The sequence below is a fragment of the Arthrobacter sp. NPDC080082 genome, from assembly GCF_040686595.1.
In the GTDB taxonomy this organism is placed as follows: Bacteria; Actinomycetota; Actinomycetes; order Actinomycetales; family Micrococcaceae; genus Arthrobacter.
Map to the genome: position 1 here is coordinate 351,953 of NZ_JBFBKQ010000001.1, position 18,081 is coordinate 370,033.

General features: G+C 68.8%; 20 protein-coding genes. 14 read left to right on the top strand and 6 right to left on the bottom strand.

The features are described from left to right. Nucleotides 1-51 precede the first annotated feature (51 nt). From AB0O44_RS01615 to AB0O44_RS01635, 5 genes are all read right to left on the bottom strand, one after another. Nucleotides 52-459: an ankyrin repeat domain-containing protein gene (locus AB0O44_RS01615; RefSeq protein ID WP_364133399.1), complete on the bottom strand. Its 408-nt coding sequence runs from the start codon at nucleotides 457-459 to the stop codon at nucleotides 52-54. Continuing rightward, complete coding sequence (locus tag AB0O44_RS01620; RefSeq protein ID WP_364133402.1) at nucleotides 456-1,538, bottom strand: folate-binding protein; 1,083 nt, start codon at nucleotides 1,536-1,538, stop codon at nucleotides 456-458. Before AB0O44_RS01620 ends, AB0O44_RS01615 begins: the two co-directional genes overlap by 4 nt. A gap of 22 nt (nucleotides 1,539-1,560) precedes the next feature. Continuing rightward, the gene (locus tag AB0O44_RS01625; RefSeq protein ID WP_364133404.1) at nucleotides 1,561-2,295 is read right to left on the bottom strand and encodes a flavodoxin family protein; all 735 of its coding nucleotides are present in this window, start codon (nucleotides 2,293-2,295) and stop codon (nucleotides 1,561-1,563) included. A gap of 90 nt (nucleotides 2,296-2,385) precedes the next feature. After that, nucleotides 2,386-3,000 (bottom strand): FABP family protein, encoded by a 615-nt coding sequence (locus tag AB0O44_RS01630; RefSeq protein WP_364133406.1) that lies wholly within the window; start codon nucleotides 2,998-3,000, stop codon nucleotides 2,386-2,388. A 179-nt stretch (nucleotides 3,001-3,179) separates the two neighbouring features. After that, on the bottom strand, nucleotides 3,180-3,914 hold the full coding sequence (locus AB0O44_RS01635; protein ID WP_364133409.1) for a permease: 735 nt from the start codon (nucleotides 3,912-3,914) through the stop codon (nucleotides 3,180-3,182). Nucleotides 3,915-4,258: 344 nt separating this feature from the next. Between AB0O44_RS01635 and AB0O44_RS01640 the strand changes: the two genes are divergently transcribed. The 14 genes from AB0O44_RS01640 to asd all read left to right on the top strand — a co-directional run bounded on the left by AB0O44_RS01640 (nucleotide 4,259) and on the right by asd (nucleotide 16,942). Beyond that, nucleotides 4,259-4,957 carry a response regulator transcription factor gene (locus AB0O44_RS01640; protein WP_290255962.1) on the top strand — a complete coding sequence of 233 codons (699 nt, stop codon included), beginning with the start codon at nucleotides 4,259-4,261 and terminating at the stop codon, nucleotides 4,955-4,957. Between the two features lie 302 nt (nucleotides 4,958-5,259). After that, nucleotides 5,260-6,276, top strand: a complete 1,017-nt coding sequence (mshD, locus tag AB0O44_RS01645; RefSeq protein ID WP_364133412.1) for a mycothiol synthase — start codon at nucleotides 5,260-5,262, stop codon at nucleotides 6,274-6,276. A 97-nt stretch (nucleotides 6,277-6,373) separates the two neighbouring features. Further along, nucleotides 6,374-8,638 carry an RNA degradosome polyphosphate kinase gene (locus tag AB0O44_RS01650; protein WP_364133415.1) on the top strand — a complete coding sequence of 755 codons (2,265 nt, stop codon included), beginning with the start codon at nucleotides 6,374-6,376 and terminating at the stop codon, nucleotides 8,636-8,638. Between the two features lie 11 nt (nucleotides 8,639-8,649). Then, nucleotides 8,650-9,615 carry an NUDIX hydrolase gene (locus AB0O44_RS01655; protein ID WP_364133417.1) on the top strand — a complete coding sequence of 322 codons (966 nt, stop codon included), beginning with the start codon at nucleotides 8,650-8,652 and terminating at the stop codon, nucleotides 9,613-9,615. A 78-nt stretch (nucleotides 9,616-9,693) separates the two neighbouring features. After that, nucleotides 9,694-10,173 (top strand): hypothetical protein, encoded by a 480-nt coding sequence (locus AB0O44_RS01660; RefSeq protein ID WP_364133420.1) that lies wholly within the window; start codon nucleotides 9,694-9,696, stop codon nucleotides 10,171-10,173. Continuing rightward, on the top strand, nucleotides 10,170-11,318 hold the full coding sequence (locus AB0O44_RS01665) for a hypothetical protein (RefSeq protein WP_364133423.1): 1,149 nt from the start codon (nucleotides 10,170-10,172) through the stop codon (nucleotides 11,316-11,318). Before AB0O44_RS01660 ends, AB0O44_RS01665 begins: the two co-directional genes overlap by 4 nt. Next, entirely contained in the window at nucleotides 11,315-11,704 is a 390-nt protein-coding gene (locus AB0O44_RS01670; RefSeq protein WP_364133426.1) for a GntR family transcriptional regulator, read from the top strand. The genes AB0O44_RS01665 and AB0O44_RS01670 overlap by 4 nt, the downstream gene beginning before the upstream one ends. A gap of 49 nt (nucleotides 11,705-11,753) precedes the next feature. Next, the gene (locus AB0O44_RS01675; protein ID WP_364133429.1) at nucleotides 11,754-12,557 is read left to right on the top strand and encodes a thymidylate synthase; all 804 of its coding nucleotides are present in this window, start codon (nucleotides 11,754-11,756) and stop codon (nucleotides 12,555-12,557) included. After that, complete coding sequence (locus AB0O44_RS01680) at nucleotides 12,554-13,165, top strand: dihydrofolate reductase (RefSeq protein ID WP_364133432.1); 612 nt, start codon at nucleotides 12,554-12,556, stop codon at nucleotides 13,163-13,165. The genes AB0O44_RS01675 and AB0O44_RS01680 overlap by 4 nt, the downstream gene beginning before the upstream one ends. Further along, nucleotides 13,165-13,380: an NF038396 family protein gene (locus AB0O44_RS01685; protein WP_290255970.1), complete on the top strand. Its 216-nt coding sequence runs from the start codon at nucleotides 13,165-13,167 to the stop codon at nucleotides 13,378-13,380. The genes AB0O44_RS01680 and AB0O44_RS01685 overlap by 1 nt, the downstream gene beginning before the upstream one ends. Before the next feature lie 193 nt (nucleotides 13,381-13,573). Beyond that, nucleotides 13,574-14,674, top strand: coding sequence for a WXG100 family type VII secretion target (locus AB0O44_RS01690; RefSeq protein ID WP_364133435.1), 1,101 nt, complete (start codon nucleotides 13,574-13,576; stop codon nucleotides 14,672-14,674). A 9-nt stretch (nucleotides 14,675-14,683) separates the two neighbouring features. Beyond that, nucleotides 14,684-15,337: a hypothetical protein gene (locus AB0O44_RS01695; protein ID WP_364133437.1), complete on the top strand. Its 654-nt coding sequence runs from the start codon at nucleotides 14,684-14,686 to the stop codon at nucleotides 15,335-15,337. A gap of 55 nt (nucleotides 15,338-15,392) precedes the next feature. Continuing rightward, a complete protein-coding gene (locus AB0O44_RS01700; RefSeq protein WP_290255973.1) occupies nucleotides 15,393-15,725 on the top strand; it encodes a hypothetical protein in 333 nt (110 codons plus the stop codon). A 74-nt stretch (nucleotides 15,726-15,799) separates the two neighbouring features. Beyond that, nucleotides 15,800-16,942, top strand: a complete 1,143-nt coding sequence (asd, locus tag AB0O44_RS01705) for an aspartate-semialdehyde dehydrogenase (RefSeq protein WP_364133441.1) — start codon at nucleotides 15,800-15,802, stop codon at nucleotides 16,940-16,942. Between the two features lie 9 nt (nucleotides 16,943-16,951). On the opposite strand, the gene AB0O44_RS01710 is transcribed toward asd, so the two are convergent. Continuing rightward, complete coding sequence (locus tag AB0O44_RS01710) at nucleotides 16,952-18,064, bottom strand: winged helix DNA-binding domain-containing protein (protein WP_364133444.1); 1,113 nt, start codon at nucleotides 18,062-18,064, stop codon at nucleotides 16,952-16,954. Nucleotides 18,065-18,081 lie beyond the last annotated feature (17 nt).

Here is an 18,081-nt window from a genome sequence, read left to right on the forward strand (position 1 = left end):
GCCGGGGTGAAGGTGGAGCGTTGAGACTACAGCCGGGGTGGGACAGCCAGGTCAGCGCAACAGGGCGAGGATCTCGCTGCGCGCGAACATGGTGGCCGCGTCCCGGGCGGTGGGGCTGCCGGCGTCGGGGTCTGCACCGGCGTCGACCAGCGCCTCGACAACGTCGCGGTAACCCTTGAAGACGGCGCCGGCCAGCGGGGTCTGGCCGCGGTCGTTGGCGGTGTTGGCGTCGCCGCCGTGGGCCAGGATCAGCCGCACCGTTTCCGCGTGGCCGTGGTAGGTGGCCAGCATCAGGAGGGAGTCGCCGGAGGCGGTGCTCAGCGCCGCGGGGGCGCCGGCGGAGAGGTACGCCGCCAGAAGGGCCGTGTCACCCTCCCGGGCGGCGTCGAAAAGCCGGTGCGCGAGGTCGACGGTGTCCGCGTCGGGGGCCTGCGTGGATGAATGCTGTTCGCCGGTCATCGGGGGCTCCTCAGGAATCCGGTCTGACGGCCGACGACCTGGCCCGCGTCGGGCGCGACCACGAGTTCCTGGGCCGCGGGGTAGGTTTCGGTGCCGTCGGCGACCGTCAGGACCTGCGCCGGATCGACGGAGCGCTTGATCACCGCGAGGGCCACCGGGCCCATTTCGTAGTGCTGGCCCACCGAAGTCACGGTGCCGACCTTCTTGTCCCCGGCGAGCACGTCACTGCCGACGGCGGGCAGCGTGTGCTGGGAGCCGTCGAGCTGGAGGAACACCAGGCGGCGGGGCGGGTGGCCGAGGTTGTGGACGCGGGCGACGGTTTCCTGGCCCTTGTAGCAGCCCTTGGCCAGGTGGACCGCCGTGCGCAGCAGGTCCAGCTCGTGCGGGATGGTCTTCTCGTCGGTCTCCGCACCCCAGCGCGGACGCCAGGCGGCGATGCGCAGCGCCTCGGCAGCGAGGGTTCCGGCGAGGGGGCGCTCCCCCACCGAGGCTTCAAGCTCCGCTGCGGGGACCAGGTATTCGAACCACGGCCGCTCCAGCCCGGGGTGCTCCTGCTCCGCCACGACGGCGTAGGAGTACCCTCCGGCGCCGACGTGCGGCCACGGATCCTCCCAGACGGTCAGGCGGTCCCATTCGGGGACAGCCCGGGTGCTGCCCAGCACGGCCCAATCCGCGGAGACGTCGGCGATCTCCACCCGGAGCATGAACTTCATCCGGTTCAGCCACTCCGCCAGCGGGGCGGCCTCCGCGGCCTCGACGATCAGCCAAGTGGTGGCGCCGTCGTCGACGACGCGGGCGTCGAACTCGATCCGGCCCTGCACGCTGAGCAGCAGCAGCTCGGTGGACTGGCCCGGGGGCAGTGCCGTGACCTGCTGCGAGGACAGGGTGTTAAGCCAGCTCAGGCGGTCGGGTCCGGTGACCGTGACCACCCCGCGGTGGGAGAGGTCGACGACGGCGGTGCCGGCCGCCAGGGCGCGCTGCTCACGCAGGGGCTCGCCGTAGTGGGCGGCCACGCCGGCGTCGGGTCCGGCGGCCTCCACGGCTCCGGGGCGCGACAGCAAAGGGCTCTTGGTGCTCATATGAAGTAGAAGTCCTCTGTCCTCAGCGGTATTCCGGATTTTCGAAGCCAAAACGGGTGCCCGATTTCCAGGCCTCGGGCAGGTTGCCGTAGGCCGGGATCCCGCCGGCGTCCTTGAGCATCCGGGCCAGGTGCAAAAGGTTCCAGGTCATGAAGGTGGCGTTGCGGTTGGTGAAGTCGTTCTCCGGCCCGCCGGAGCCCTCATCGAGGTAGCTGGGACCGGGACCCACGGCGCCGATCCAGCCGGCGTCGGCCTGGGGCGGGATGGTAAAACCGATGTGCTGCAGGCTGTAGAGCACGTTCATGGCGCAATGTTTGATGCCGTCCTCGTTGCCGGTGATGAGGCACCCGCCGACCTTGGGGTAGAACGCCCACTGGCCCCGGGAGTTCAGTTCGCCGGAGTGGGCGTAGAGGCGTTCGATGAGTTTCTTGGTCTGCGAGGAGTTGTCGCCCAGCCAGATGGGGCCGGCGACGACGACAATGTCCGCGTCCCGCACCGCCGGGTACAGCTCCGGCCACGCGTCGGTGGACCAGCCGTGCTCGCGCATGTCCGGGTACACGCCGCTGGCGATGTCGTGATCGACGGTCCGGATGACCCGGGTGGTGACGCCCTGCTTCTCCATGATCCGGCGGCTGATCTGGATCAGCCCGTCCGTGTTGGAGGTCTCGGGCGACTTCTTCAGTGTGCCGTTGAAGAAGACGGCGGAGAGGTCGTCGTAGCGGCGTTTGCCGGCTTCGCTGGTCTGCGGATCATTCATGGACTGCTCCCTTTATTGGCACTGCTCCCCGCGTTCGATGCGGACTTATGGAAAGCCGGCGGCGGGGAGCGGTCCCGGGCAGCTGCGCTGTCAGCCGACCTTGCTGAGGATGGCGGAGGCGTGGGCTTCCAGGCCGCCGTCGCCGGCCTGGCTCTTGCCGGCTGCAACGTCCCACCGCCAGAGGAGGTTCCCGTCCACCAGTCCGAAGATGCGGGTGGCCGCGGTGTAGTCCTTGGAGTGGCTGCCGCGCATCACCAGGTCTGTGCTGAGCTGGATCTGCGGGCCCTTGATCTGGCCGTAGTACAGCTCGGAGATGCCGCCCGGGTGGGCGATGGAGACGGAGATGTCGAACCCGCCGTCGGCGTTGCGGAGCTCCTCGACCTCTTCGGCGCTCTTGAACACGGGGACGATGTCGGCCGGGATCAGGCCGGGACCGCCGTCCTCCTCGCGCTGCTTCCGGTCGAGGGCCCAGAAGCCGGTCTCCACCGTCAGCGGTCGCAGCTTGGTGCCCTCGTCATCGGTCAGCCACGATTCGGCCCGGTACTGCAGGTAGGGCAGGCCGTTGTGGGTGAAGGAGACGTGCTGCAGGAAGTGCTCGGAATCCTCGTCGCCGGCACCCAGCCGGCCGCGGCCTTCCCACTCACCAATGAGCCAGGACAGCGGAACGATTTCGGGCGTCAGATCGGTGGGGATCTCAATGGGCACGGCGTTGACCTCTAAAGCGACGGTTTCCGGGCGGTTGCGGGGTGGTGGTTACTTCTGGCCCTTGAAGAGGCGGTAGACCACGAAACCGGCGAACCAGGCCATGGACAGGCCGGCCACGGCAAGCAGGACAAGGAAGAAGATTTCAAATGCAAGTACGGACATGATGACATCCTAACGCGTTAGTAGATGAGGAGTTTATCGATGAAGTAGGCCAGGGATCCGACGGCGGAGACCGGTCCCAGCCCCATTCCGAGGACCGCCGCGAGGTTCAGGGTTTCGCCGCGGATGATCACGAGGCGGCGGAAGCTGACCAGCACGGCGCCGACCACTATTCCGACCAGCGCCCCGGGCACCACGGCGATGTTCGAGATCGCCAGGCCCGCCAGCGGGCCGGCCAGCCCGGCCCCGACGATGCCCAGGGGCGCCACCACCCGGTCCGGCCAGCGGATCAGGCCGGCCGCGAGCGCGATCGCCGCGCTGATGGCGGCGATGAGCAGCATCTCCTTGACCCCGTTGAACCGGGAGCAAGCGATCCAGCCGGCGCCAAGGCAGGAAAGCAGGACCCCGGCGCAGGATCCGAGGGTGGATTCGAGCCGCTGGGCCTGGCCGGTGCCGCGGATCAGCTGCATGACGAACACCGCCATCACCCCAGCGGCGACGAAGGCCGGGGTCCAGGCCAGGAAGGCCGGACCCGGCAGGTAGGTTGCGGCCACCGCGGAGCCGATCCCCGGCAGCCCGATCAGCGCGGCGAGGGTCTTTTTGGCCGGGATACCCAGGAAGTACGGCCAGCCGAAGCCCACGAGGGCGGCGGTCAGCACGGCTACGGCCAGCAGGACCTCCGGGGTGGAGTAGGCTCCGGCGACGATCGCGGCGAGCCCGGCCATGCCGATAACACCGACGCTCCAGGACTTCATGCGCTTCTTCCCAATGCGGTTCTCCCCCGTGCGGCTCTAGTGACTGCCGTGTTGGCTGCTCTGTGGACTGCGGTTCTTCCCGCGGCGGTTCTCCGGTCAATCCTGCCCTATATGAACGTTTTGTGTCGCAGCAGCGGACGCGGCAAGCCGCTAAACCGTGCCCGCGGGAAGGCGTTTGGGTATACTCAGAGCCTCAGCTACGCTCCCCCGGCCGGCCCCACCCAGGGCCGCACCAGACTTCAAGCAGGGCTCCGCACACCGGAGCCCGGACCGGGAGTCCAGTACCGGCCGGTGAAAGCCCGGCACAAACGCCCAACGATGCGCGGACACCCCTTGGAGGAACCATGTCGCACATCCTGTTATTGACGAACAGCACCGGCTCATCGGTGGACGTCCTGCCTGCGCTTGAGTTGCTCAACCACCGGGTCCACATCCTGCCGGCGGAGCCCACGGCACTGCTCGAGACCGACCCGTGCGACATCGTCCTGCTCGACGCGCGCAAGGACCTGGTGGGCGCCCGCTCCCTGACCCAGCTCCTGAAGGCCACGGGCCTCAGCGCCCCGCTCATGCTGATCCTCACCGAGGGCGGCATGGCCGCCGTCTCCTCCGCGTGGGCCGTCGACGACATCCTGCTCGAGTCCGCCGGACCGGCCGAGGTGGAGGCCAGGATCCGGCTCGGCATCGCCCGCGCCATGCCGGACCAGGACGACACCCCCACCGAGATCCGCGCGGCCGGCGTTGTGATTGACGAGGCCAGCTACACCGCCCGGGTCAACGGCGCCGTGCTGAACCTGACGTTCAAGGAATTCGAACTGCTGAAGTACCTGGCCCAGCACCCCGGACGCGTGTTCACCCGCCAGCAGCTGCTCACCGAGGTCTGGGGCTACGACTACTACGGCGGCACCCGCACCGTCGATGTGCACGTCCGGCGCCTGCGCGCCAAGCTCGGCGCGGACCACGAAAACCTGATCAGCACCGTACGCAACGTCGGCTACCGGCTCACCCTGGCCCGGCAGCCGGATGAGGAACTCTCCGAGGCGTAGCCCCGGCGGCGCGGCGGAGACATACCGACACAAACCGCAAATCGCAGTAAGCGGAAAACATAAAGGCCCCGGACCATCAGGTCCGGGGCCTTTCTTATGCGCCCTACGGCGCTTTTGTGGAGGACATACGGGTCGAACGTATCGAGGCCACCCCACTGGTGGATCCCCCTCAGATTCCGAAACAGCGATCTCATCGATCAATCCCTGCGCCGGATGAGTTACCGACTATACGCATCCGGCGGCGAAGCATCAAATCCGGCCGATACCCCCTCCCCGGGCCCGCGGACGTATAGCCTTGCACCATGAGTCCCGCGCACCCGGAAAACTGGCCCGTACTCACCCTGCAGGGAGCTGTCGACGAGCAGCTGCTGCGCGATGTCAGGACGCTGGTGGCCGCCGCGGAGGAATCCGACGGCAACCCGCCCCTGTCCGAGCAGACGCTGGTCACACTGCGCGCCGCGGACGCCGGCCCGCATTCGGTGATGACCCTGGCGCTCTACTCCCCCGACTATTCCGGCAAGGCGACGGACGCCGACGCCGCCCCCCAGAGTGCCGCCGCTCCCGCCGGTCCGCACGGCAACGACCTGGCCGGCGTCGCCGTCGTGATCGGGGAACCGGACGGCGGCGCGGTGCTGGAGGTGGCGGTGCACCCCAGCTACCGCAACCAGGGCGTCGCGGACCGTCTGGTCAGTGAACTGCAGCGCGTCCGCGGCTTCGATGGCCTGAAGGCGTGGTCGCACGGCAACCACGAGGCCGCGGCGGACCTTGCCGCCCGGTACGGGTACGTCCCGGTCCGGGAACTGTGGAAGATGCGGCTGGCCACGGCAGCCTCGGATTTGCCCGATGTGCCGCTGCCGGAGGGCGTGACCCTCCGCAGCTTCGAGCCAGGACGGGACGAGGAGGCCTGGCTGGCGGTGAACCGTGCCGCGTTCGTCCACCACCCCGAACAGGGCGCCATGACCCGGGCCGACCTGGACGCCCGGATGGCCGAGGACTGGTTCAGCCCCGAGGGATTCCTGCTCGCCGAAGATGCCTCGGGACGGCTGCTGGGCTTCCACTGGACCAAGATCCACCCCCGGCACGGCGACCACCCCGCGATCGGCGAGGTCTACGTCGTCGGCGTCGCCCCGGAGGCCCAGGGCACCGGGCTGGGCAAGGCCCTCACCGTCGCCGGGATCCGCCACCTCCAGCGTCAGGGCCTGCACGCGGTGATGCTGTACGTCGACGGGGACAATATCCCCGCCGTCGCGCTCTACCGCCGGCTCGGCTTCACCCGCTGGGACATGGACGTCATGTACGCGCCGCGGCCCGCCGGCTAGGTCCCACCACGGCCTCCGGGTCCGGCATCAAACGGGCTCACCGGGGTGCGAATCCTTGTAAGGTTGAAGCTACATCGCGCCAGCATTAGGAGAGACCATGCAACGGGAACACGCCGGGACGGCCACGTCTAAAGCCGGAACGCAGAACACCTCCTCCCGGCCGGCGCGGGCACGGTTCGGCTCCTCCGAAGTTCCCGCCTCGCGCGCCACCCAGGACCGGATCGACATCCCGGAGTTCGCCCCGAACCTCGAACCCGAGGGCGACATCAGCCCGGACCGTTTCCTGGACCGCGAGCTGAGCTGGCTGGCCTTCAACGCCCGCGTCCTGGAACTGGCCGAGGATCCGAACCTGCACCTGCTGGAGCGGGTCAGCTTCCTGTCCATCTTCGCCTCCAACCTGGACGAGTTCTTCATGGTCCGGGTGGCCGGCCTCAAGCGCCGCATCGCCACCGGACTCGCCGTGCCGTCCCCCGCAGGGCTGAGCCCCATGCAGGTCCTGGAACAGATCGGCGAGGAGGCGCACCGCCTGCAGCAGCGCCACGCCCGGGTCTGGGCCGAGCAGATCCGCCCGGCCCTGGCCTACGAGCACATCCACCTGATGCACTGGGACGAGCTGGACGACCAGGCCAAGGACCAGCTCAGCGCCATGTTCGCCGAGAAGGTCTTCCCGATCCTGACGCCGCTGGCCGTGGACCCCGCGCACCCGTTCCCCTACATTTCCGGGCTCTCCCTGAACCTCGCCGTCGTGGTCCGCAACCCGGTCAGCGACAAGGAACTCTTCGCCCGCGTCAAGGTCCCCGACCAGCTGCCGCGACTGATCTCCATCGATGGCCCGCGCGCCGGGTCCGTGCCCGGCCGGGTGGCCCGTTTCATCGCACTCGAGGAAGTCATCGCCGTCCACCTGGACCAGCTGTTCGCCGGCATGGAGGTGCTGGAGCACCACACCTTCCGCGTGACCCGCAACGAGGACGTCGAGGTCGAAGAGGACGACGCCGAGAACCTGCTGCAGGCGCTGGAAAAGGAACTGCTGCGCCGCCGCTTCGGCCCGCCCGTCCGGCTGGAACTCACCAACGACATCAACCCCAACATTCGGGCGCTGCTGATCCGTGAGCTGGGCGTCGAGGAATCCGAGGTGTACTCCGTGCCCGCGCCGCTGGACCTGCGCGGCCTCTCCGTCGTCGCCGGGATCGACCGGGCGGACCTGCACTACCCCAAGCACGTCCCGCACACCTCCCGCTACCTGAACGAGTCCGAGACCTCGAAGGCGGCCAACGTCTTCGCGGCGATGCGCCGCCGGGACATCCTGCTGCACCACCCGTACGACTCGTTCTCCACCTCGGTCCAGGCGTTCCTGGAGCAGGCCGCCGCGGACCCCAAGGTCCAGGCCATCAAGCAGACCCTGTACCGCACCTCCGGTGACTCGCCGATCGTCGACGCCCTGATCGACGCCGCCGAGGCGGGCAAGCAGGTCCTGGCCCTGGTGGAGATCAAGGCCCGCTTCGATGAGCAGGCCAACATCTCCTGGGCCCGGAAGCTCGAGCAGGCCGGCGTGCACGTGGTGTACGGCATCGTGGGCCTGAAAACCCACTGCAAGCTCTCCCTGGTCGTGCGCCAGGAAGTGGACGGGCTGCGCCGCTACTGCCACATCGGCACTGGCAACTACCACCCCCGCACCGCCCGCTACTACGAGGACCTGGGCCTGCTGACCGCCAACGAGCAGGTGGGGGAGGACCTGTCCCGGCTGTTCAATCAGCTCTCCGGCTACGCTCCCAAGTCCACGTTCAAGCGGCTGCTCGTGGCGCCGCGGTCCGTCCGGTCCGGCCTGATTGACCGGATTGAAACCGAGATCCGCAACGCCCGGGCCGGCATCGCCTCCCGGGTGCAGATCAAGGTCAACTCCATGGTCGACGAGGCCATCATCGACTCCCTCTACCGGGCCTCGCAGGCCGGCGTGAAGGTGGACGTGATCGTCCGCGGCATCTGCTCGCTGCGGCCGGGCGTGCCGGGCCTGAGCGAGAACATCACGGTCCGCTCCATTTTGGGCCGGTTCCTGGAACACTCGCGCGTCTTCGCCTTCGCCAACGCCGGGGACCCCGTGGTCTACATCGGCTCCGCGGACATGATGCACCGCAACCTGGACCGCCGGGTCGAGGCCCTTGTCCAGCTCTCCAGCAGCGACGACGTCACCTACGTGCTGGACATGCTCCGCCGGTACATGGATCCCGCGACGGCAAGCTGGCACCTGGACCGCAGCGGTGAGTGGTCCCGCCACCACCTCGCCGAGGACGGCACCGAACTCCAGGACGTCCAGTCCTGGCTGCTCGCGTCCCGTTCCCGGCAGCGCCCGGCGAGCCTGCGCTAGGGCCGCCGGTAGTGAACAGCGACGCGCTGGCAGCCGACCAGACCGAGCATGCCGGCGAAACGATCGCCGTCGTCGCCGCCGGGGCCCTGCCCTGGCGGGTAAAGAAGGACAAGCTGGAGGTCCTGCTGATCCACCGGCCCCGCTACGACGACTGGTCCTGGCCCAAGGGAAAACTGGATCCGGGCGAAACGGTTCCCGAGTGCGCGGCGCGGGAGGTCTCCGAGGAAATCGGCCTGCGGGCGCCGCTGGGCATCCCCCTGCCGCCGATCCACTACCGGGTCAACGCCGGGCTGAAGGTGGTGCACTACTGGGCGGTCGACGTCGACGGCGCTCCCCTGCACCCGGACGGCAAGGAAGTGGACAGTGTCCTCTGGTGCGCGCCGGAGAAGGCCGCCCGCCTGCTCACCAATCCCTCCGACCGCGCCCCGCTGGACGCCCTGGTGGCAGCCCACGAGCGGCACGAGCTGGAGACCTGGCCCCTTGTGGTGATCCGACACGCCAAGGCCAAGCCCCGCTCCTCCTGGTCCAAGGCTGAGGGCGACCGTCCGCTGGCCGCCACCGGGACCCGCCAGGCCCAGGCCGTGGGCCGGCTGTTGCAGGCGTGGCGCCCTTCCCGGGTGGTCACCAGCCCGTGGCTGCGCTGCGTCGCCACCGTCGCGCCCTACGCCAAGGCCGTGGAGGCCAAGGTCAAGCTGCACGATTCGCTCACCGAACACCTGCACAGCCGCAGCCCGCACAAGACTGCCAACGTGGTGGAGGGCCTGTTCGACAAGGAACGGCCGGTGGCGCTGTGCACGCACCGCCCGGCGCTCCCCACCGTGTTCGCGCAGCTGGGCAAGCACATGAACTCCCGGCTCCGCGCCCTGCTGCCGGAGTCGGATCCGTATCTTGCGCCGGGCGAACTCGTGGTCTGCCACGTCTCGCGGGCCAAGGGCAAGGTCATCGCCGTGGAGCAGTTCCGCCCGTTCGACGACTAGGTCCTTGACCCCGGTTCCCCGCCCAGCTAGTTTGTATCAACTGCTTGATACAAACTAGGCGGATCATTGGGGGATCTTATGCCGGGCCTTCTGTACGTGCCATCGATGCTGGTGGTGGGGCTCTCGCTGGGCGCCATGGTGGTGTACATCGTGCTCCGTTGGGTGAGCCACGATCCCGCCACCGGAACGTCGGCCGCATCGCTGTCCAATCATGCGCTCTGGGTGGGGATCATCGGCTGGGTTGCCAGCTCGCTTCAGGGCGCGATGAACCTTGGCATCATCCCGGCCAATCCCTCGGCGGCGCCCTATCCCAGGGTTACAGAGGCCGTCGTTCTAGCCCTGGCCTGGCCGGTCCTGGGCTGCCTCGCGGTGGGCCAGCTCAGCTACCCCGGGCCCCAGCAGGCGCGACGGCGGACGGTGCTCTCCGTTCGGCGGATCCGGGATTTCCTGCCGCGCCGCCTGGCGCTGGTGACGGGCGGGATTTTCGTAGCGGCCGGCGCGTTGATCGCCGTCGTCGCGATGCTGCCGGCTTCGACGCCGTCCCGGCCGTCACCGTGAACGACGGATCCGTCCCCCTGCTCCTGGGGGGCCGCGACGGGCGCATCCCCGGAGTGGAACTGGCCGCCTGGCTCGGCGCGGCCCTGGTGGTCCTGGCCGGCGGCACTGTGCTGGTGCTCCTTCTCATCGCCGGCCGCCGTCAGCTGGAGGCCCTCGACGCCGCGGACAATGCGACGCTGCGCAGCATCGCCATGAACCGCCTGCTCAGAACCGTCGCCACCATCGCCGCGGGCCTGGGCGTCATCGCGGGCAACTACGCGACACACCCGGATCCGGCCGCCGTTTCCACGGGGTGGGTCAATCCGGCCGGACTGGCCGGCATGGCGGTGTTGCTGGTGATGTTCTGCTGGCGGCCGCCCACGCTGGCGGCGTCGCTGCTCGGACCCGATAACCGTCCGGTTGAGGGGCTGCGATCCGGCCAGCATCCGGCGGCGCGATTGCTGTCCTCGCTCGGACCGCTCCACGCCGCTGCTGCCGGGTTGCCGCTGGTGGTGGGGGAATTCGTCCTCTCCGGTCCGGCTGCCGAAACCTTCGAGCTGGGCTGGGCCGTCTTCGCCACCGTCGCCGCGGTTGCCTCATCGGCCGGCCTGGCCGCCGGGGAGCTGGTGCTCCGGCACAACTACGGCGACGCCGGAGTCCCCCGCAGCCAGCCACGCCGGACCGTCGGCCCGGCGATGCTGACCACGGCAGTCCTGGCGCTCGTCGCATTCCTGCTGGCCTTGGCAATCACGGCCATCGGTCAGAGTTCACTCGGCGGTGCGGCGGACTGGCTGCCCATCGCGGGGCTGGCGGCTGTCGGCGCGGCCGCCTCCCTGCCGGTCGCACTTCTCGCCCGGTTCCGGCGAAGCGTCCCCAACGGGCCGGACGCAGCGCTCCGGGCCGTCACCGTGCACCGGGCCGTGAGGACCCTGTCGTCGCTCCTCGCCGCGTTGACCGCCGCCTTGCTGATGACCCAAACCCCGGCATGGGCTGCGGTCTTCGCGCCGGCCGGGACCGGAGTGCCTTTCGGGTACTCCGTCGGTGAGTGGTGGCCCGCATCCCTGGCGGGAGGCGTCTTCGTTGCTGCCGCCATCGTCATCGCCATCGTGCCCGTCCGTCTTCCGCACCGAGGTTTCGTACGTCCCACCCCACAGCCGGCCGCATGACCGCAGGACTTTCCATCGATCTCCGCTCGGCAGTTCCCCCGTTCGAGCAAATCCGGGCGCAAATTGCGGCGTTGATCTCCGCCGGTGCACTCGAGCCGGGGGCACACCTCCCGACCGTGCGGCGGCTGGCGGCGGACCTGGGCATCGCCGCGGGTACGGTCGCCCGGGCGTACCGGGAATTGGAGCACGCCGGCCTGGTCGAGACGGGCCGCCGGAAGGGGACGACGGTGGCAACCTCACTGCCACCGGGGGCCAGCCCGGGAGGCGCCGGCGTCGAGGTGGAGCAGGCTGCCGACCGCCTCATCGCCGCTGCCCGTTCTGCCCATCTGGACGATGCGGCAGTCCTCGAGCTGGTGCGGGGCCGGCTGTCCGGCACCTTCGACTAGGATTGACCGCCGGACACCGCCGCAGGACTCCGGTCAGTAGACTGGTGGGGTGAGCATCCCAACGCCCTACGAAGACCTGCTTCGCGACGTCCTGGAGCACGGCACCCACAAGTCCGACCGCACGGGGACCGGCACCAGCAGCGTCTTCGGCCGACAGCTGCGCTTCGACCTCGCCGACAGCTTCCCGCTGATCACCACCAAGCGGGTGCACTTCAAGTCGATCGCCGCCGAGCTGCTCTGGTTTCTGCGCGGCGACAGCAACGTGAAGTGGCTGCAGGAGCAGGGCGTCACCATCTGGAACGAATGGGCCGACGCCGACGGCGAGCTGGGCCCGGTTTACGGCGTGCAGTGGCGGTCCTGGCCCACGCCCGACGGCGGGCACATCGACCAGATCGCCGAGCTCATCAAAAACCTCAAGAGCAACCCGGACTCCCGCCGGCACATCGTCTCCGCCTGGAACGTCTCCGAGCTCAAGAACATGGCGCTGCCGCCCTGCCACGCGTTCTTCCAGTTCTACGTGGCCGACGGCAAACTCTCCTGCCAGCTATACCAGCGTTCGGCCGACCTCTTCCTCGGTGTCCCGTTCAACATCGCCTCCTACGCCCTGCTGACCCTGATGGTCGCCCAGCAGACCGGGCTGGAACCCGGTGAATTCGTCTGGACCGGCGGGGACGTGCACATCTACGACAACCACGTGGACCAAGTCCGCACCCAGCTGGAACGCGAACCGTACGAGTACCCGACGCTGAAGCTCACCCGCACCCCGGCGTCGATCTTCGACTACACCCTTGAGGACTTCGAGGTGGTCGGCTACCGGCACCACCCCACGATCAAGGCCCCGATCGCCGTATGAGCACCGATCCCCGGCAGGGCAACTCGGCGGCTGCCCCCGCGGAGCCCGGCGGCTTCACCGACAAGTTGCACGGCAGCCTCACCGGCCTGGGCCTGGTCTGGGCGCAGACCAGCACCGGAGTGATCGGCCAAGGCGGCACCATGCCGTGGGAGCTGCCCGAGGACATGCGGCACTTCAGCCGGCTCACCGCGGGGCACCCGGTCATCATGGGCCGGAAGACCTGGCAGTCCTTCCCGGCCAAATTCCGCCCCCTGCCCGGCCGGGCCAACATCGTCATCACCCGGCAGGACGGCTGGGGCGACACCCCCGAGGCGGAGGGCGCCCTGGCCGTGGCATCCCTCGATGAGGCGCTCCTGGAGTCCCAGTTCGCCCCCGGCCCGGAGATGGTCTGGGTGATTGGCGGCGGGGAGATCTACGCGCAGGCCCTGGACCTGGCCGACGTCGCCGTCGTCACCACCATCGACACCGCAGCCGAAGGCGACACCTTCGCCCCCGAGCTCGGCTACGAGTGGCGCGCGGAAACCAATTACCCGGCCGACGGCTGGCTCACCGCCGCCAACGGCACCCGCTACCGGATCACCCTCTGGCGCCGTACGGAGGCCAAATAATGCTGCGTAAACCCGAAACCCTGTTCGTCCTGGGCTACATGTTGCTGCCGCTGCTGGCGCTGCTGTCCGCGATCGTGGGACTGACCATGATCCTGGGCGGCAACAAGATTGCCGGGGCGATCGTGCTCGTGATTGTCACCCAGGTGTTCGCCTTCGGCGCCATGTTCGCGCTGCGGCGGCGCAAGAGCGCCCTGCTGGCCGACGACGGCGAGTAGCGGGCGCCTTCGCCCTTTTCGCCCGGCGGACCCGGATGGGGAGAGCACCCCATCGCGGCCTGCCGGCAACCGGGTTAGATTGGGGCGGTCCGGTTCACGGGTCCCCTCGCTGAGGTGGACAGCGGCCGGGGGAATACGTGGGAGTGCGGCAGCGGCACAGTAGGCTGGTGCCCGACAGAGGGGGATGTACATCGTGGCAGGTAACATGTGGGGCGCCGACGTCGCTCAGCTGCGCATGCTGGCGCAAAGCTTCGGGCAAACCTCGGAGACGCTGCTGCAGCAGTCGACGGCCCTGACGGCGGCGATCAACAACAACACGTCGTGGAAGGGTGCGGACAGCGCGCGCTTCACCTCGGAGTGGAACGGCAGCCACCGCGCCCTGATCCAGCAGACCGCACGGGCGCTCAAGCAGCAGTCCAAGCAGCTTCTGACGCAGGCCGACGAGCAGGAGAAGGCCAGTAACGCCAAGGCCGGGTCCGGCGGCGGACCACTGGGTCCGCTCGGCCACGGGTCCGGCCCTGGGGCGTGGGCTGTGGCCGGCGGCATCCTCGCCGGCGGCGCCGCGGGACTCAAGACGTTCATGGGAATCCAGAAGAATATCAAGACCCCGCTCACCTTGGCCAAGACCGTCGGGCAGTACGGCTGGGTATTGAAGAACCAGCGCGCCGAACTGGTGAACGCCCTCTTCACCATGGGCAGGCACCGGCTCGGCGGCCCGGGCTTCGAGATCCGCAACCTCTGGCAGACCACAGCGGGCAACAAGACCCTTGAAGGGCTGCTCAAGGATTCTTCCAAGGCCAGCCGCACCCTCAACGTCATCGACAAGGCTTCGGACGCGGCGTCGCTGAAGAACCTCAACAACTTCGTCAAGCCGTTGGACAAGCTCGGCGGTTTCATCGCGGAGAAGCCCTGGCTCGGCAAGGGCACGAGCCTGGAGTGGCTCGGCAAGTCCGGCATCGCCCGCGGCCTGGGATGGGCCGGCGTCGGCTTCAACACGTATGACTCCGTCGCCAAGTTCGCCGACGGCGACATCAAGGGGGGTGCGGCAAGCGCCGGCAAAGCCCTTCTCGGCGTCGGCTGCTTCCTTCCCCCGCCCGCCGGCACCGTCTGCCAGGTGGCCAGCGTGGGGATCGCGGTCTACGAGAACTGGGACACGATCACCAGCGTGGGTAAGGACATCGGTGAGGGTGTGGTCAATGCCGTGAAGGACCCCGGCAAGTTTGTCAGCGACACCGCCAACAACGTCAAGAATGCAGGAAAGTCCGTGGCCAAGTTCTTCGGCTTTGGAGATTAGGAGACCTAGATGACCGTCCAGCACGAAACGACCCAGGAACCGCGCCTCGGCGTCGACGTCATCGGTTTCGGGGTGGGGGAACTCGCCTACCTCCTCAACGTTTTCGAGGGACCTTCCCGTGACCGTTCCGTCAGCGTCTTCCGCGCCGAGGAACTCGTCGAGGACTCCACGCTGAACACGGCCGGCGCATCCTCCCTGCTGGCCCGGGACCTGGCCGTCGTCTCTGACGACGACCAGGTCGGCGTCAAGGGCGTCGCCGCCGCCGTCGCAACGGCCATGGGCCATGCGACGCGCTGGACCGAGATGTCCCTCCTGACCGAGGACAGCATGGACAACGTGGTGCTTATCGAAGCACCGGAGGTAGCCCTCATGCTGCAGCCTCGCGCCCTGGGGACCTGGTTTGCGTTCGCGCAGGATCCCACCATCGGCTCCGCGGAGGCCATCCTGCGGGTGCTCCGCCAGCACGTCGAGGAACACCCGGGCGGCACGGCCTACCTGGTCTTCAAGACGTTGCAGGAGGAGAAGCACCTGCTGGTCCGCCGCGACGGCCGCGACTGGGCCACCGGCGTTCCGGACTTCGCCACCGACGAGGTTGCAGAGAGCGCCCCGCTGGACGACGCCGGGCTGCTGGCCGGCATTGAGGAGTCCCGTGGCGAGGCGTAGCCGGGATGTCCCGCAGGAACCGGGATACACGCCGTCGCCTGCGCCGAAGGAACCCGTGAGGCACCGCCTTGCCGAAAATGGTGAGATCGTCGCCTATACCGACGAGGAATACGGGGTCCGCAAGGACGACGGCCTCGGCGTCATCAAGCCCGTGAACTCCTCCGGTGGGCTGTTGTTCCTGTCCCTGCTGATGACGGCGCTGTTCGGGCTGATGCTTTACGCGGTTGTCCAGATGGCCCTGACGGACCAGTGGCACATCATGGGCGAGATCTGGTGGATGTACGTATTGGTGCTGTTTCCGCTCTTTGCCGGCTGGGCCGGCTTCATCAAGGAACGCAAGGCCGAGAAGCTCCGCAAGGCCCGTGACCTGCCCCGGCCGGCCGAATAGTCGGTTACGCCGCAACCGTCCGGCTGTGGCGTAACCGACTGCGGCTCCGGCGGCGTGAAGTCTAAACTGGCCCAATGACTACAGCAGCTTCCCCGACCGTCGGACTGGTCGGATGGCGCGGCATGGTCGGCTCCGTCCTAATGCAGCGCATGCAGGACGAGGGCGACTTCGCCGCCATCAACCCGGTCTTCTTCTCCACCTCCAACGCGGGCGGTGCAGCCCCGGACATCGCCGGTGCAGCGTCCGGCGCGGCCGGGAAGCTGGAGGACGCCTACGACGTCGAGACCCTCGCGAAGCTGCCGATCATCGTCACCGCCCAGGGTGGTGACTACACCAAGCAGGTCCACGGCGAACTGCGCAGCCGCGGCTGGAACGGCCTTTGGATCGACGCCGCCTCCACCCTGCGGATGAGCGAAGACTCGATCATCGTCCTGGACCCGATCAACCGCGACGTCATCGACGCCGGCCTGGACGGCGGGGTCAAGGACTTCATCGGCGGAAACTGCACGGTCTCCTGCATGCTCATGGGCCTGGGCGGCCTGTTCACCAACGGACTGGTCGAGTGGGGAACCTCCATGACCTACCAGGCGGCCTCCGGCGGCGGCGCCCGGCACATGCGTGAACTGCTCAGCCAGTTCGGCACGCTCAACGCCGAGGTCAGCACGGAACTGGACGACCCGGCGTCGGCCATCCTCGAGATCGACCGCAAGGTCCTGGCCCACCAGCGCACCGACATCGACGCCACCCAGTTCGGCGTGCCGCTGGCCGGCTCGTTGATCCCGTGGATCGATGCGGACCTGGGCAACGGCCAGTCCAAGGAGGAGTGGAAGGCCGGCGTAGAGACCAACAAGATCCTCGGCACCTCCGCCGCGGACCGGGTGATCATGGACGGCCTCTGTGTCCGGATCGGCGCCATGCGCTCCCACTCTCAGGCCCTGACGCTGAAGCTCCGCGAGGATCTCTCCGTCGCCGAGATCGAGAAGCTGCTGGACGCGGACAACGAGTGGGCCACCGTGGTGCCCAACACCAAGGAAGCGTCCATGGCTGATCTGACCCCCGTGGCGGCGTCCGGCACGCTGAACATCCCGGTGGGACGGATCCGCAAGCTGGAGATGGGCCCCGAGTACATCAGCGCCTTTACCGTGGGTGACCAGCTTCTCTGGGGCGCGGCCGAACCGCTGCGCCGCATGCTCAAGATCGCCACCGGCACCCTCTGACGCCCGGGGCTAAGGCCCGAGGAACTGCCGGTACTCCGCGGCCCGCAGCTCGAACGATTGCCGGGCGGCGGGCCGCAGTCCGTCCCGGGTCTCGAAGGGTTCGGCGACGACGTCGACGCCTTGGTTCCGGCCGCGACTCGCCGTGGCGCTCCACGTCCCGACCACCTGCCCGCCGGCCACGATTGTCTTCTTGAAGACACCGTTGCCGCCCGGCACGATCTTGTCAGCATGGTCGGCCGGGAGGACGACGGACCGGTCCGTGTAGCCGAGGACGAACTCATCGAACCCCGGCAGGGCCAGCACGGAGCGGCCGCCGGGCACACCCTCGGCCAGCAGCGCCGCGGTTTCCGGGGCCAGCCAGTACCGGTTCCCCTCGAACTCCAGCTCCGCCAGTTGGTCCCTATTCTGCGCCAGCGCAACGCGGGCCTCGGTGAGCGGAATCCCGGACCACCAGGCGAAATCCCGTTCCGTGGCCGGGCCGTGGCTGCGCAGGTAGCGCAGCAGCCATTCGGCCGTCCCCTCCGCCCGGTCCAGGGTCCGCGACGCCGTGATCCAGTCATCGAAGGCGACCACCAGCTGCTGGTTGCCCGCCAGTGGCCCCAGGACCAGCAGGCGCAGCTGGCAGAGGGCCGCGAGCAGGTGGATGCCGCGCTGCCCGGCCGGGGATTGCCCCGCCTGATCAAACGCCTCGAACAGCTCAGCCCGGCTGATTGCGGCACCCCCGGCTACCCGTTGCAGCGCGGCGTCCGCGGCGGCGTCGATGTCCGCGCTGGTGATCTCCAGTTGCCGGTGCCGTGCGCCCAGGCTCCGGAGCAGCCGGCCGGAGGTGATCTGCAGGATCCAGCCCAGGTCCTCGGGAGCGAGCAGGTGAAGAGTGCCGCGCATCGGCCAGGACCGGACCACCTCGCCGCGGTCCAGGGCGCCGCGCACGTCGGCCAACGCAGCCCCGGGGACCCGTACGCCTACGGCCCAGAGCGCGGCCGGCAGGTCCTGGGCCTGCATCGCCGTCATGGTCCGCACCGCCTCCGGAACCGACGCGAAGCCCGCCCCGACCAGTCCCTGCGACACGAGCCTGAGCCGCCCCAGCAGAGGACGGGTCAGGCGCGGACCGGCGGGTTTCATGGCACCATCCTAGGGCC

What these genes read in the sequence shown, in the direction of transcription:
- AB0O44_RS01615 (WP_364133399.1), bottom strand. Translation starts at nt 459, where the DNA reads ATGACCGGCGAACAGCATTCATCCACGCAGGCCCCCGACGCGGACACC.
- AB0O44_RS01620 (WP_364133402.1), bottom strand. Translation starts at nt 1,538, where the DNA reads ATGAGCACCAAGAGCCCTTTGCTGTCGCGCCCCGGAGCCGTGGAGGCC.
- AB0O44_RS01625 (WP_364133404.1), bottom strand. Translation starts at nt 2,295, where the DNA reads ATGAATGATCCGCAGACCAGCGAAGCCGGCAAACGCCGCTACGACGAC.
- AB0O44_RS01635 (WP_364133409.1), bottom strand. Translation starts at nt 3,914, where the DNA reads ATGAAGTCCTGGAGCGTCGGTGTTATCGGCATGGCCGGGCTCGCCGCG.
- AB0O44_RS01640 (WP_290255962.1), top strand. Translation starts at nt 4,259, where the DNA reads ATGTCGCACATCCTGTTATTGACGAACAGCACCGGCTCATCGGTGGAC.
- mshD (WP_364133412.1), top strand. Translation starts at nt 5,260, where the DNA reads ATGAGTCCCGCGCACCCGGAAAACTGGCCCGTACTCACCCTGCAGGGA.
- AB0O44_RS01650 (WP_364133415.1), top strand. Translation starts at nt 6,374, where the DNA reads ATGCAACGGGAACACGCCGGGACGGCCACGTCTAAAGCCGGAACGCAG.
- AB0O44_RS01660 (WP_364133420.1), top strand. Translation starts at nt 9,694, where the DNA reads ATGCCGGGCCTTCTGTACGTGCCATCGATGCTGGTGGTGGGGCTCTCG.
- AB0O44_RS01670 (WP_364133426.1), top strand. Translation starts at nt 11,315, where the DNA reads ATGACCGCAGGACTTTCCATCGATCTCCGCTCGGCAGTTCCCCCGTTC.
- AB0O44_RS01680 (WP_364133432.1), top strand. Translation starts at nt 12,554, where the DNA reads ATGAGCACCGATCCCCGGCAGGGCAACTCGGCGGCTGCCCCCGCGGAG.
- AB0O44_RS01685 (WP_290255970.1), top strand. Translation starts at nt 13,165, where the DNA reads ATGCTGCGTAAACCCGAAACCCTGTTCGTCCTGGGCTACATGTTGCTG.
- AB0O44_RS01695 (WP_364133437.1), top strand. Translation starts at nt 14,684, where the DNA reads ATGACCGTCCAGCACGAAACGACCCAGGAACCGCGCCTCGGCGTCGAC.
- asd (WP_364133441.1), top strand. Translation starts at nt 15,800, where the DNA reads ATGACTACAGCAGCTTCCCCGACCGTCGGACTGGTCGGATGGCGCGGC.
- AB0O44_RS01710 (WP_364133444.1), bottom strand. Translation starts at nt 18,064, where the DNA reads ATGAAACCCGCCGGTCCGCGCCTGACCCGTCCTCTGCTGGGGCGGCTC.